General features: G+C 32.4%; 14 protein-coding genes. 4 read left to right on the forward strand and 10 right to left on the reverse strand.

Going from position 1 to position 12,915, the window contains the following annotated elements:
• Positions 1-4: 4 nt before the first annotated feature.
• From sufU to ychF, 10 genes are all read right to left on the reverse strand, one after another.
• Positions 5-460, reverse strand: a complete 456-nt coding sequence (gene sufU / locus PTSHG_RS04490; RefSeq protein ID WP_019107694.1) for a Fe-S cluster assembly sulfur transfer protein SufU — start codon at positions 458-460, stop codon at positions 5-7.
• Entirely contained in the window at positions 450-1,691 is a 1,242-nt protein-coding gene (locus PTSHG_RS04495; RefSeq protein ID WP_019107695.1) for an aminotransferase class V-fold PLP-dependent enzyme, read from the reverse strand. Before PTSHG_RS04495 ends, sufU begins: the two co-directional genes overlap by 11 nt.
• A gap of 1 nt (position 1,692) precedes the next feature.
• The gene (locus PTSHG_RS04500) at positions 1,693-2,739 is read right to left on the reverse strand and encodes a SufB/SufD family protein (RefSeq protein WP_019107696.1); all 1,047 of its coding nucleotides are present in this window, start codon (positions 2,737-2,739) and stop codon (positions 1,693-1,695) included.
• A gap of 7 nt (positions 2,740-2,746) precedes the next feature.
• Complete coding sequence (gene sufB / locus PTSHG_RS04505) at positions 2,747-4,159, reverse strand: Fe-S cluster assembly protein SufB (RefSeq protein WP_019107697.1); 1,413 nt, start codon at positions 4,157-4,159, stop codon at positions 2,747-2,749.
• A complete protein-coding gene (gene sufC / locus PTSHG_RS04510) occupies positions 4,160-4,906 on the reverse strand; it encodes a Fe-S cluster assembly ATPase SufC (protein ID WP_019107698.1) in 747 nt (248 codons plus the stop codon).
• A 123-nt stretch (positions 4,907-5,029) separates the two neighbouring features.
• On the reverse strand, positions 5,030-5,389 hold the full coding sequence (locus tag PTSHG_RS04515) for a YraN family protein (RefSeq protein WP_019107699.1): 360 nt from the start codon (positions 5,387-5,389) through the stop codon (positions 5,030-5,032).
• Positions 5,383-6,000 carry a ribonuclease HII gene (locus PTSHG_RS04520; RefSeq protein ID WP_019107700.1) on the reverse strand — a complete coding sequence of 206 codons (618 nt, stop codon included), beginning with the start codon at positions 5,998-6,000 and terminating at the stop codon, positions 5,383-5,385. Before PTSHG_RS04520 ends, PTSHG_RS04515 begins: the two co-directional genes overlap by 7 nt.
• Positions 5,987-6,838 (reverse strand): ribosome biogenesis GTPase YlqF, encoded by an 852-nt coding sequence (gene ylqF / locus PTSHG_RS04525; RefSeq protein ID WP_019107701.1) that lies wholly within the window; start codon positions 6,836-6,838, stop codon positions 5,987-5,989. The genes PTSHG_RS04520 and ylqF overlap by 14 nt, the downstream gene beginning before the upstream one ends.
• Positions 6,839-7,666 (reverse strand): HAD-IIB family hydrolase, encoded by an 828-nt coding sequence (locus PTSHG_RS04530; protein ID WP_019107702.1) that lies wholly within the window; start codon positions 7,664-7,666, stop codon positions 6,839-6,841.
• 7 nt (positions 7,667-7,673) lie between these two features.
• Positions 7,674-8,762, reverse strand: coding sequence for a redox-regulated ATPase YchF (gene ychF / locus PTSHG_RS04535; protein WP_019107703.1), 1,089 nt, complete (start codon positions 8,760-8,762; stop codon positions 7,674-7,676).
• Positions 8,763-9,031: 269 nt separating this feature from the next.
• On the opposite strand from ychF, the gene PTSHG_RS04540 reads away from it, so the two are divergent.
• From PTSHG_RS04540 to PTSHG_RS04555, 4 genes are all read left to right on the forward strand, one after another.
• Positions 9,032-10,366, forward strand: coding sequence for an ATP-binding cassette domain-containing protein (locus tag PTSHG_RS04540; RefSeq protein ID WP_019107704.1), 1,335 nt, complete (start codon positions 9,032-9,034; stop codon positions 10,364-10,366).
• Positions 10,356-11,195: an ABC transporter permease subunit gene (locus PTSHG_RS04545; protein WP_019107705.1), complete on the forward strand. Its 840-nt coding sequence runs from the start codon at positions 10,356-10,358 to the stop codon at positions 11,193-11,195. The genes PTSHG_RS04540 and PTSHG_RS04545 overlap by 11 nt, the downstream gene beginning before the upstream one ends.
• Before the next feature lie 129 nt (positions 11,196-11,324).
• Entirely contained in the window at positions 11,325-11,846 is a 522-nt protein-coding gene (locus tag PTSHG_RS04550; protein WP_019107706.1) for a sigma-70 family RNA polymerase sigma factor, read from the forward strand.
• Positions 11,836-12,873: a hypothetical protein gene (locus tag PTSHG_RS04555; RefSeq protein ID WP_019107707.1), complete on the forward strand. Its 1,038-nt coding sequence runs from the start codon at positions 11,836-11,838 to the stop codon at positions 12,871-12,873. The genes PTSHG_RS04550 and PTSHG_RS04555 overlap by 11 nt, the downstream gene beginning before the upstream one ends.
• The last annotated feature ends 42 nt before the right edge of the window (positions 12,874-12,915 follow it).

A 12,915-nucleotide genomic window follows, 5' to 3' on the forward strand; every position in this document is an offset into this window, starting at 1 on the left:
CCTCTTATGATGGAATAAAAGAGCCTTCTTCTTTATTATTTTCTAACATATCCTTTAATGTGTACCATGATAGGACTGCACACTTTACTCTAGCAGGAAGGGTCCTAATAGATTCAAAGGCAATAGCATCATCAAGGTCTTCTAGTTCATCTGGGTCAGTGACCTCTCCCTTAACCATTCCAATAAATTTTTTTGCCCTTTCAATAGCATCTTCAACTTTTATTCCCTTTACATTGTCACACATTATAGATGTTGAAGCTTGTGAAATTGCACAGCCGTGTCCCATGTAGGAGATGTCCTTTATTATTCCATCTTCTACCTTTAATTCAAGAGTTATTTCATCGCCGCAACTTGGATTATGACCAAGTTCCTTATGAGTGTAGTCCTCTAGTTCATGTCTATTGTGTTTATTTCTTGAGTGCTCCAAAATTAATTCTGTGTAAATATTATCAAGATTCAATTCCTAAAATCCTCCTTACATCTTCAAGATGTTCTACGAAATAATCAATTTCTTCCACTGTGTTATAAATGGCAAAACTTGCCCTACATGAGAAGTTTGAACCCAAAAATCTGTGAAGTGGTTGGGCACAGTGATGACCTGATCTTATGGCAATGCCAAAAGTGTCAAGGATTGATGCAACATCGTGAGGATGAGCTTCTTTAAAGTTAAAAGATATTACTGGTGCTCTGTTTTTGTTACTTGTTGTGTAAACTTCAAGATAATCTAATTTTTTTAATTTGTCATAACAATAGTCAGTCAAATATCTTTCGTACTCGTCGATTTTTTCCATGCCATATTTATTTATAAAATCAATGGCTGCTGCAAGGTTTACTGCACCTTCAACATTTGCCGTTCCTGCTTCAAACCTTTGTGGTGCATCTAAGAAAGTTGTATGATCCTCGTAGACATATTCAATCATGTCGCCACCTGCTAGGAAGGGTTCTATTTGGTTTAATAAATTTTCTTTTCCATAAAGGACGCCAATTCCTAGAGCAGAATACATTTTGTGACCTGAAAATGCTAAAAAGTCCACATCAAGCTGGCTGACATTTACTTTTCTGTGAGGCACAAGTTGTGCGCCGTCTAAAATAATTTTTGCATGAGAATGCTCTCTTGCGTATTTCACAATTTTTTCAATGTCAGGATTTGTTCCAACTACATTAGACGCTCCAGTGATTGATAAAATTTTTGTCTTTTCAGTAACTTTTTCTTCTATTTCAGAAAAAGGAATTTGCTTATCATCATCAATGTATAAATATTTTAATTTTGCACCAGTTTTTTTAGCAACTTCTTGCCAAGTAACTAAGTTTGAGTGGTGCTCCATTATTGAAATTAAAATTTCGTCGTCTTGGCTTAAATTGTTAAGTCCATAGGAATAGGCAACTAAATTTAGGGCTTCCGTTGCATTTCTCAAAAATACAATTTCTGATGCCTTTTTTGCTCCCACGAAGTCTGCCACTTTTTGTCTTGCATTTTCATAAACTTCAGTGGACTTCATGGCAAGATAGTGAGCTCCCCTGTGAGGGTTTCCATTTTCATTTTCATAAAAATTCTTTATATTTTCTATAATTTCACGAGGCTTTTGTGTCGTTGCCCCATTGTCAAAATAGACAATGTCCTTGCCATTTGCTTTTAATTTTAAAAAGGGAAACTCTTTTCTAATATCTTCAATTTCATTTTTGGTAAACATATTAATTCCCTCTCTTTATAATTTTTCTAACTGAAGTCCAAACTTCTTCTTTCAATTTTTCATCAGAAAGAGCATCAATTGCACGAGAAAATTTTGATTCAACTATTAAGGCTTCAGCTTCTTCGTGGCTAATTCCTCTACTCATGAGATAAAAAATTTGTTCCATGTCAAGCTTTCCCGCACTTGATGCGTGATTACCAACTACATCATCTTCGTGAGCAAGCATTAGAGGAACTGAAACAGAATGAACTGTGTCATCAAGCAATATTGAATACTCTTCTTCTGAACCAACAGCTCCCTTTGCACCTTCTATAAATTGTAAGTTTGACTTAAAGTTTTTAAAGGCTTTATCCTTTAAGGCACCATTTACTAAAATATCTGATTCAGTCTTCTTTCCTCTATGAATCATGTCGTAGTTCATGTTTAGATATTCGTCCTTTTGTCCAAAATAAATTGAATCTACTATTGATGAAGATTTTACTCCAATCAGCTCACATTTATAATTTGTGTAAAGTTTTGCTGCGCCAAGTTCATATTGATGAAGAGTTACCTTTGCGCCATCTTCTGTATAAATGCCAATAGATTCAAGGACAAGGGACTTGTCATCATCTCTTGCAATGACAAAAACTTCTACTTCAGAATTTTCCTTTGCAAGAACTTTTATTACAGAATTTCTAAATTTTTCGTCTTGACCACAAGATGTGTAATCAAGAACTACCTTTAATTTTGAATTTTTTTCTGCAAGAATGTGATGAAGGTCGAAGAGTTCAGAATAATCATCATCTAATTCAAATAATTTATAATCTTCTTTTTCTTCATTTTCCTTTGTAGCATAAGAATTATAATAATTCAAAAATTTTCTATTTAATTCTAGTGCATCTTCTGAAATTCCATATTTTATTTTTTCAAATCCAGAAATTTCTGTAGGATTTTTTTCTCCCATTTCTCTATATAATTTTCCCTTAATTTCAGGAATTTTTATTTCAGTTTCATTTACCTTTAAAAAACTATAAGTCTTAAAGGCAATTTCATTTCCAATTATATTCATCTTTCACCTACCCAATTGCTCCAACAAGTTCAAGGTTAATAAGGTTATTCATTTCAACTGCATATTCCATAGGAAGTTCCTTTGCAATCGGCTCTGCAAATCCTCTTACAACCATTTCCTTTGCTTCTTGTTCAGATATTCCCCTTGACATCAAATAAAATATTACTGAGTCAGAAATTCTTCCAATTTTTGCTTCGTGTCCAATGTCAATATCATTATTTTCAATTTTTATTGTAGGAATTGTATCTGACCTAGACTTACTATCAAGCATCAAGGATTCACATGATGTAGAGTTCTTTGAACCAACAGCATTTTCTTTTATTTCAACAAGGCCTCTATAAATTGCAATTCCACCAGACTTTGAAATTGACTTAGTGTTTATAGTTGACTTAGTGTGTGGTGCTGCATGAACAACTTGTGCACCTGTATCAAGATTTTGTCCTTCGCCTGCAAATGAAATTCCAGTAAACTCACTGGATGCATTTTCTCCAACTAAAATTGATGCAGGGTAAAGCATAGAAACCTTTGAGCCAAAGGAACCTGAAACCCATTCGATTTTTCCATTTTTTTCTACAATGGCTCTCTTTGTATTTAAGTTGTACATATTTCTTGACCAATTTTCAATTGTCGAATATCTAAGAGTTGCATTTTCGCCAACAAAAAGTTCAACTGCACCTGCGTGCAAGTTTATTACATTGTACTTTGGAGCAGAGCAGCCTTCGATGAAGTGACAATAAGCACCCTCTTCTACAATAATAAGTGTGTGTTCAAATTGACCTGCACCTGGGGCGTTAAGTCTAAAGTAAGATTGTAGAGGAATATCTACATTTACTCCCTTTGGCACATAGACAAAAGACCCACCAGACCAAACTGCATAGTGAAGAGCAGCATACTTGTGAAGATTTGGTGTAATACATTTACTAAAATATTTTTTTACAATTTCTGGATATTTTTTAAGTCCACTTTCAAAGTCAGTATAGATTACTCCTTGGTCAGACAAATATTTTTGAATGTTGTGATATACAACTTCAGAGTCATATTGTGCTCCAACACCAGAAAGCATTGATTCTTTTTCTGCCTCAGGTATACCAAGCTTATCAAAGGTATCTCTTATTTCATCAGGAACATTTTTCCAATCGTCAGACATATCTGCATCAGGTCTGATGTAAGTTGTGATTTTATCCATGTCCACTTCAGAAACATCTGGCCCCCACTCTGGATTTTTCTTTTCATTAAAAATCTTTAGAGCCTTTAGTCTGCTTTCAAGCATCCATTCTGGTTCGTCTTTCTCCTTAGAAATTTGTCTTACAATTTCTTCTGTAAGTCCCTTTTCAGTTTTTGATCTAAAAGTGAATTTATTTTTAATATCATAGACGCCACGGTCCATGTCTTCTACATAAGTTTTTTCTGTCTTAGTCAATTATTTCACCTCTTCTCTTATCCAATTAAATCCTTCTTTTTCGATTTTATCTATTAGAGAAGCGTCTCCTTCTTTTACAATTTGTCCGTCTAAAACTACATGGACAAAGTCAGGTTTAATGTTATCTATTAACTCTTTGTGGTGAGTGATAATCAAAACTGCATTGTCTTTATTTAAAAACTTCTCAATTCCACTGGAAACAATTCTTGTTGCATCAACATCAAGTCCTGAATCTGTTTCATCAAGAATGGCAAGTTTTGGATTTAACATAAGCATTTGAAGAATTTCATTTTTCTTTTTTTCTCCACCAGAAAAACCAACATTTAAGTATCTTTCTGCGTAGGAGGAGTCCATCTTTAACTCTTCCATTTCCTTTTGAATTTCCTTTTTGAATTTTAAAATAGAAATATTCTTATCTTCCTTTAAAGATTTTGCTGTTCTAATAAAATTTTCTACAGAAATTCCTGGCACTTCTTCTGGAGTTTGGAAAGACATAAAAAGTCCCTTGTTAGCTCTCTTATCAGTTGAAAGTTCACTTATATCTTCTCCATCTAAAAATATTTTTCCACTTGTAACATTATAAACAGGATTGTCCATTATTACATTGGCAAGTGTAGATTTACCTGAACCATTTGGTCCCATAATTACGTGAACTTCGCCGTAATTAATCTTTAAATTAATATTTTTTAAAATCTCTTTATCTTCTACGCCTGCACTTAAATTTTCTATTCTCAATAACTCTGTCATACTTCCTCCATTTATAAAAAATAATTCATACAAAATTACTATGTTTTTTCTATTAACTATAATAACACAAGTTATTTAATAATCAAATATTTATTGCAATAAAAAAACTAGGCTTAACCTAGTTTATGAAAGCATAAATGCCGATTCTATGTGATTGATTTCCTTTTCCTTAAAATAAATTTCAATTATATCAAAACGCACCATTATATCAAAAAGATTTTTCTCCATAATATAGGCTGTTGCCGTTTGAATAATGTTTTGCATTTTAAATTCAGTGACAGCTTCATAGGCGTCTCCATATTTTCTAGAGTTACGCGACTTAACTTCTACAAAAACAAGCTCGTCCTTATCTCTTGCAATAATATCTATCTCTGTTCCAAGAGCTCTATAATTTCTTTCTAATATAATGTAGCCCTTCTTCTCCAAAAATTTTGTGGCAATGTCCTCCCCACGATTTCCAAAAAATAAATTGTGTCCTACCATAATTTTATATTCTTCAAAAATGATTTTCTGTGCATTTCTGTTGGCCCATAAGTCTTTAAAGCTTCCCTGTGATACTTCGTGGCATAACCCTTGTGCTTTTCAATGCCATAATTTGGATATTTTTCTGCCCACTTATTGCAAAGATTATCTCTATAAACTTTTGCAATTATTGAGGCACAGGCTATAGAGTAGCATGACTCGTCGCCCTTAATAATTGCTTTTTGAAAAATCCCAGTTTCAATTGTCTCCGCATCTATTAATACACAGTCTGTAATAATTTTTTTGCCTTCCTTATCACGTAAATTTTCAAGTGCATTTATCATGGAAATGTGAGTAGCCATTTTAATGTTAACTTTATCAATTATATCTGGGTTTGCCCTGCCAATGCCAACGGCAATAGAACTTTCCAAAATTTTTGTGTAGAGTTCTTCTCTCTTTTTGGGACTAAGTTTCTTTGAATCATTTACTCCGTCGATATACTCATCCTTTGGCATAATAATTGCGCAGGAAACTACATCGCCAAAGAGACAACCTCTTCCAACTTCGTCTATGCCACAAATAAATTTATATCCCTTTTCGTAATATTCATTTTCAAAATTATAAAAACTCATTTGGCTCCTCCAAAGTTATTCTTCCAAGAGTCCCTTTTCTAAATTCGTCTAAAATTATTCCAGAAACTTTTTCATAATCTATAAAACCGCCGCGCATAAGTGCCCCTCTGTTTTTGCCTATTTCATCCATAATTTCAATACCTGACATAGCTTCAATGTCAGAAAGTCTATATCTTTCTTCAAGGGAAGATGGAGCAATATTTTTTAATTTTTCAATTAATTTTAGGGCTAGAGTCTCTCTATCCATAATCTCATCTTTAATTGCACCAGTAAAGGCAAGATTTAATCCAACTTTTTCTTGGAACTTTGGCCACAAAACTCCTGGTGTGTCTAAGAGATGAAGTTTTGAGTGAATTTTTATCCACTGATTAGTCTTTGTTACTCCTGGTCTATTGCCAGTCTTTGCAGACTTTGTGCCAGAAATTGAATTTATAAAGGTTGACTTGCCAGAATTTGGTATGCCCACAATCATCGCTCGAAGTGGACCTTTTTTTAGACCCTTGTCCTCATATTTTTTTATCTCTTCTGCCATGAGCTCTTCAGATTTTTTTACAACTAAATTTACATTTGGCTTCATTGCATTGTAGGAAATGGCAAAGTTATTTTCGTCAGTAATCTTTTCCATCCACTCTTCATTTAATTTTGGATTCGATAAATCTGACTTATTAAATATCAAAAGTCTCTTTTTATTTTTTAAAAGGTCATTAAAGAGAGGATTCCTACTTGAATAAGGAATGCGAGAGTCAATTATTTCAATTACAAAATCAACTAGCTTTAATTTTTTCTCTATGTCCTCAATGGTCTTTTTCATGTGACCTGGATACCAGTTAATATTCATTTAATCACCAAACAAAACCTTGTCTAAAATTTTTACTGCGCCATTATTGTTGTTATCATAATCAGATATGACACTTGCAACTTCTCTTAGCCTTTCAACACCATTTTTCATGGCAATGCCAAGTCCAACATTTTCTATTAACATAACATCATTGGAGTCATCCCCAATTGCGGCAACATCTTTTAAATCCACATTCCTAATTTCTGCGTATTTTTTTACTCCATAAAATTTGTCGCCAGATTTTTGCAAAACTTCCAGCATCCACTTTGGCTCTCTTTTAATTTTCATGATGTGAAAATTAAATCTGTCAGAAATTTTATCTCTCATTCTATTTCTTAGATGAACTAAATCGTCATGACTTCCGGCAAAAACAATAGAAAGAGGATTGCCCTCTAAGTTGTCGAAATTATCAAGTCCCAAATTTCTTCCTCTAAAGGCATCAACATAAGTACCCTCTAAGTTTGAGAAATTCTTTTTCTTATAGACAAGGTCAATGCCATCATCTCTTTGTATATGAAGAGAAGTGTAAATATTGTCATTGTCATCAAAGGCCATTACTTTTTTCAAATCTTCATCCTTAATTGGATTAACATATTTGACTTTGCCACTTAAATTATCTCTAATTACATTTCCATTGTTGCAAATTAAATCTATGTCTACATTATTTCCCACAAATTTATGAGCAGAATAGTATTCTCTTCCCGTAGCCACTACTGGGATAATATTATTTGATTTTAGTTTTTGTACAAAGGATTCAAAACTCTTTGTAATTACTTTATCAGTAGTCAATAGAGTTTCATCTAAATCCATAGAAACCATTTTAATCATAAATCACCTATACATTAAACTTAAATACAATTACATCGCCATCTTCAACGACATAATCCTTTCCTTCACTTCTTATTAGTCCCTTTTCTCTTGCCACAGCAACTGAACCTGATTCAACTAAGTCCTTGTAGCTAACTGTATCAGCTTTAATAAAGCCTCTTTCCATATCAGTGTGGATTTTTCCTGCAGCTGTTGGAGCCTTTGAGCCCTTTTTAATAGTCCAAGCTCTAGTTTCCATTTCGCCAGTTGTCAAGAAAGAAATTAGTCCAAGAAGTTTGTAAGAAGATTTAATTAATTTGTCGAGACCAGATGAATCAAGACCAAGTTCTTCAAGGAAAAGCTCTTTTTCGTCTTCATCAAGAGATGCAATTTCTGCTTCGATTTCTGCAGAGATGACAACAACTTCGTCGCCAGATTTTTCTGCATATTCTCTTACTTTTTTTACATATTCATTGTCTTCTCTTTTTAATTCATCTTCAGACACATTGCAGACATAGATCACTGGCTTTGCACTTAAAAGAGAATAATTTTTTATGATCTTTTCTTCTTCGTCATCAAGCTCAAGTTCTCTTGCAGCTCTTCCCTCTTCTAAGGCATTTTTTATTTTTTCTAAAAGCTCTTTTTCCTTAGCAAGAGATTTTTCTGCCCTTGCTTTTTTTGCAACTTTTCCATACCTATTTTCAATTTGTTCAAGGTCAGAGAAGATTAATTCCAAATTTATATTTTCTATATCTCGAAGAGGATCAATAGACCCATCAACATGAATAATATTCTCATCATCAAAGCATCTTACTACATGGACAATGGCATCAACTTCACGAATATTTGCTAAAAATTGATTTCCAAGTCCTTCGCCCTTGCTGGCACCCTTAACAAGACCAGCTATGTCATAAAATTCTATATTAGTGTGAACAATTTTTTCTGACTTACTCAATTTTGCAAGCACGTCTAATCGTTCATCAGGTACATTTACAACCCCAACATTTGGCTCAATAGTTGCAAAAGGATAATTTGCAGCTTCAGCACCAGCACTTGTTAGGGCATTAAATAAAGTTGACTTACCTACATTGGGAAGTCCCACGATTCCAAGTTTCATTAGAAAACCTCCATTCAGAATAAAATTATATCACAAGAAAAGATAATGGTCATTTAATTTTCATTCTTTGCCTTTCCTAATAGCTTTCTTTATAAGAATTTTTAAATATAAAAAGACTTTTCATTAAGACTTCTTCTAAAAATTTTTCAAAATTAAAAATTTCTATACAAGTATTTGATGCAAATAAAAGATAAAAGCCTAGTCTTAACTTTTATTTACTTATTTTTTATTGTATAATGAGTTTATCAATTATTAAAGAGGTGAATAGTATGAGTGCCATCGTCATAAATGACCTGACAAAAGGCAAGGGCAAGGAAAAAGTCTTATCAAATTTAAATTTAGAAATTTTAGATGGCGAATTTTTCTCTCTTCTTGGAACAGAAAGCTCCGGAAAGACAACTCTTGCAAGAATTATTATGGGATACTTAAAACCTGGTAGAGGATCTATTAGGGTTTATGATATGGATTCATTTAAAGAATCAAAGGAAATAAAAGAAACTGTGTCCTTCGTTTCTGAAGATATGATTTTCGATTCAAAGATAAAATCTTATGCTTTATTAAAGAAGACACTTAGCACACATGGTTTGTCTAACACAGAAGACATTGATGTCCTTTGTGATTATTTTGAATTTAATTCAAATCTAAGAATTTGCGATTTAAGAGATAGGGAAAGAAAGTTATTAGCTATTATTAACGCTCTTGTTATTAAGCCAAGACTTTTAATTTTAGACTCTCCTGCTAAATTCTTAGAAGAAAAAGATATAGATAGACTCTTTTCTCATGTGAAAAAATTAAATGAGAGTGAAGGCTTAACAGTTTTACTTTTATCCGACTCTCTTAGACAGGCAAAAAAATATTCTTCACGAATTGCCTACTTGTCTGATGGAAAAATTCAAGACACTGAATACAACAATGTAAAGGCAGCAGGAGATAAAGTTTTGAAAATTGACTCTTACAGAGGAAATTTGAATTACTTTACATCTATTGGCGCAAGAATTATTAAAGACGAAGAAGATGAAACCATCCTCTACTTTGATGGAGCTTTGCCTGAGCTTTCAAAGGTAATCTACGAAGAGGCTCTTGAAAATTATGTACTTGAAGACGCAAAATTATCTGACAAGGTCAATGCTTATTACAAGGGAGAAAATGCAAAACTTCCTAGGAAAAAAGTTGAATCAATAAAGACCGAAGTAGTAGAAAGTCCTACAGAAAAAATTTCTGAAAATGGTCTTGAAACTTCTGAAATTAATGATGTTACTGAAAGCACAGTAAAAATCAATGAAGCAGGAAATAACTTCCCTGAAGCTCAATCTGTTAATTTAGAAAATTCTGAAAAAGATATAATTCACAACACTAAGACAAATCTTTTTGTAGATGACGAATACAAGGAAGTAGTTATTGGTAAAGAAGAAAATCCTTCTAGTGAAATAAGTAATGAAATAAAAGAAAATGATACACCAAATGAAACTATTGTCCTTGACAATACTTTCAACACTATGGAAACTGAAACAAATAAGGATACAATTATTTTTAATACCTCTGATGAAGGCGTCTTTAATGCAACAGAAGAGACAAAGCTAAAGGAGGATAAAGATGATATTTAATATGGAATTCAAATCAAATTTTGCAAAGATGATATCTTGGGCAATCGTCCTAATAATTTTACTTGGACTTATGCTTGCCTTTTATCCTTTCCTTGCAGAATCACAAATGAACTCATTATTTAATTCCGTAATGGAAAGTTTTAATGAGCCAACTAGAAATATTTTAGGTATTTATGAAGGCATGGATATAGTAAATATTGGCGACTACATTGCCCTTGTTTACCATTACCTTGCAGTTTTAATTTTTGTATTTGCAATGCAACTTGGAGCAAATTCCCTTGCAAAGGAACAAAGTTCAGGCAACATTGAATACATTTATTCAAACCCAATTTCAAAATCAGAAATTGTGACAGGAAAAATTGCTGCCAACTTATTAACTTACATTTTATTCTTAATAATAATGGCACTTGCAACAGTTGGACTCGTCCTTGGAATTTCTTCAATAGGGATTGGCGCAGAAGGTGCAGCTGATATAACAAGCTTTGAAATTTTTGAAGCAGTAATAAAAGTTTTCGTTGGACTTCTTGGCTCTGGTCTTGTGTTTATGTCCATTGGCTACTTCTTCTCATCAATGTCAAAATCTTCACTACACCAAGATGCAGTAGCTGCCCTATTTGTATTCTTAATTGTACTACTTACAATTGTTGGGAAAGTTATGGGCGATGTCTTTGGCATGGTTGTTTCTTACTTCCCTAACGAAGCCTTTAGACCTTACAGCTTTGTTAGTGCAAACCTAAACTTAGTTTCATTAATTGCAAACTTAGTTATCTTTATACTAATGATAGTATTGACTTACACAATCTATTCAAATAAAGAACTTAAATATTAATTTTAGAAAACTATTTTGGTTAAGCCAAAGTAGTTTTTTTATGCTCAAAATTATTTTTCATAAATTTTAATTTTAAAAATTTGTCAGAATTATTATCTCTATCACGAATATATTAGTGAAGGAGGAAATATGGATAATAAAGACTTGATAGAAAGGCTAAAAAAGAAAGATGAAAATGCCCTCTACATATTTATTGAAGATTACGGAAAAATATTAAAGGGAGTTATTTCAAAAACACTTTGGAAATATCCAAACCTTTGGGAAGAAGCCATGAATGACGCCCTTTTAAGTATATGGCAAAATATTGATTACTTTGATTCAAGTAGGTCTACTTTTAAAAATTGGTGTGCCCTTGTTGCAAAATACAGAGCCATAGATATTCTTAGAAAAGAATTTAAATTTGAAAGCCTTAGACTAGATGAAAATTCAAAAATTGTCGATTCAGATTTATCTTCAAATCTAGAAGTAGAAGAAATCCTTTCACTTTTAAATGATGAAGATAAAAAACTTTTTGAAAATATTTTTATCCAGGGGCTCTCCTATAAAGAAGCAGCATCAAAGCAAAATATTTCCACAGCAAATGCCTATAAAAAAGTTAGCAGAGGAAGAAATTTATTAAAAAAATGGAGGGAAAGTTTTTATGAAAAATAATATTTATGATGAATTAAACGACATGAAAATAGATTATGAAGAAGTTCCTCTTAATGATTTTGAAAGAGAAAATCTCAATAAAACTGTTAAATCATTAAGGATAAAAAATAAAAAGAATAAGTTAAATAAAAAAATTCTTGCTATTGCAGCATCACTTATTTTAGTTTTTGGCATATCAAACTACACATCAAAGGGCTATGTCTTTGCTAAGACTAGAGAATTAGCAAGTACCCTTAAAATTACTTTATCTAATGCCATGGGTCTTTCAAGAGAAGTTGATAAATACAGCGTAGATTTAAATGAAGCTTTTGAAATAAATGGAAAAAAATATATTCTAGATAAATTTATTATTGAAGATAACAATTTATACACAGTTATTTTGAGCCTAAATGACTCAGAAAAAATGCCTTCTGGAGAAGTTGCTTTAACTGAACTTAAGGTTAATGGCAAGGAAAATAGAATTTTTAGTTCTAGTGGCTCTGCTTATACCTTACCTGAAGATAAAAAAATAAATGTTAATTCTCTTAAATATGTTTTAGAAGACTCATTGCCAAAAGAAGGCATAGTTAATTTAGAATTTTCCTTTGATGAATTTTTAGGGAACAAGAAAAAAATTACTCTCTCAACAAATATAGATATGTCACAAATGAAAATGAAGAAAAATCTTATAGTAAGGGACTTTACCATTCCAGATACTAATAACATTGTAATAGAAAGCTTTACTACAAGTCCAGCTTCACAAAAAATCCTATTGACCTATCCTGACACCGAAAACGGCTATATTTATTCAATAAAAGCAAGAGATTCCAAGGACAGATTTGTTTATTTTGAAACTCTTGAAGGAGAAAAAAATACTTCCTCCCTATATTTTTCACCAGTCACTAGCAAGGTCTCTGCTGATGAACTTTTAAATGAAATTAAAACACTAAAATGCCAATTATACAGAGTGACTGTCCACAGCTATGATGAGAAACTGCCTGTTGGAGAACAAGCAATTGGCGACGAATTCACTCTCACACTAAAATAAAATTTTATATTAAGGAAAAAGTCCTACCCGACAAAAGGTAGG

The sequence above is a fragment of the Peptoniphilus senegalensis JC140 genome, assembly GCF_000321025.1.
Lineage (GTDB): Bacteria > Bacillota > Clostridia > Tissierellales > Peptoniphilaceae > Peptoniphilus_A > Peptoniphilus_A senegalensis.

Coding starts and splice junctions, on each gene's coding strand:
- PTSHG_RS04500 (WP_019107696.1), bottom strand. CDS start 2,739: ATGAATATAATTGGAAATGAAATTGCCTTTAAGACTTATAGTTTTTTA.
- PTSHG_RS04555 (WP_019107707.1), top strand. CDS start 11,836: ATGAAAAATAATATTTATGATGAATTAAACGACATGAAAATAGATTAT.
- PTSHG_RS04520 (WP_019107700.1), bottom strand. CDS start 6,000: ATGAGTTTTTATAATTTTGAAAATGAATATTACGAAAAGGGATATAAA.
- PTSHG_RS04540 (WP_019107704.1), top strand. CDS start 9,032: ATGAGTGCCATCGTCATAAATGACCTGACAAAAGGCAAGGGCAAGGAA.
- sufC (WP_019107698.1), bottom strand. CDS start 4,906: ATGACAGAGTTATTGAGAATAGAAAATTTAAGTGCAGGCGTAGAAGAT.
- ylqF (WP_019107701.1), bottom strand. CDS start 6,838: ATGAATATTAACTGGTATCCAGGTCACATGAAAAAGACCATTGAGGAC.
- PTSHG_RS04515 (WP_019107699.1), bottom strand. CDS start 5,389: ATGGTAGGACACAATTTATTTTTTGGAAATCGTGGGGAGGACATTGCC.
- PTSHG_RS04495 (WP_019107695.1), bottom strand. CDS start 1,691: ATGTTTACCAAAAATGAAATTGAAGATATTAGAAAAGAGTTTCCCTTT.
- ychF (WP_019107703.1), bottom strand. CDS start 8,762: ATGAAACTTGGAATCGTGGGACTTCCCAATGTAGGTAAGTCAACTTTA.
- PTSHG_RS04530 (WP_019107702.1), bottom strand. CDS start 7,666: ATGATTAAAATGGTTTCTATGGATTTAGATGAAACTCTATTGACTACT.
- PTSHG_RS04545 (WP_019107705.1), top strand. CDS start 10,356: ATGATATTTAATATGGAATTCAAATCAAATTTTGCAAAGATGATATCT.
- PTSHG_RS04550 (WP_019107706.1), top strand. CDS start 11,325: ATGGATAATAAAGACTTGATAGAAAGGCTAAAAAAGAAAGATGAAAAT.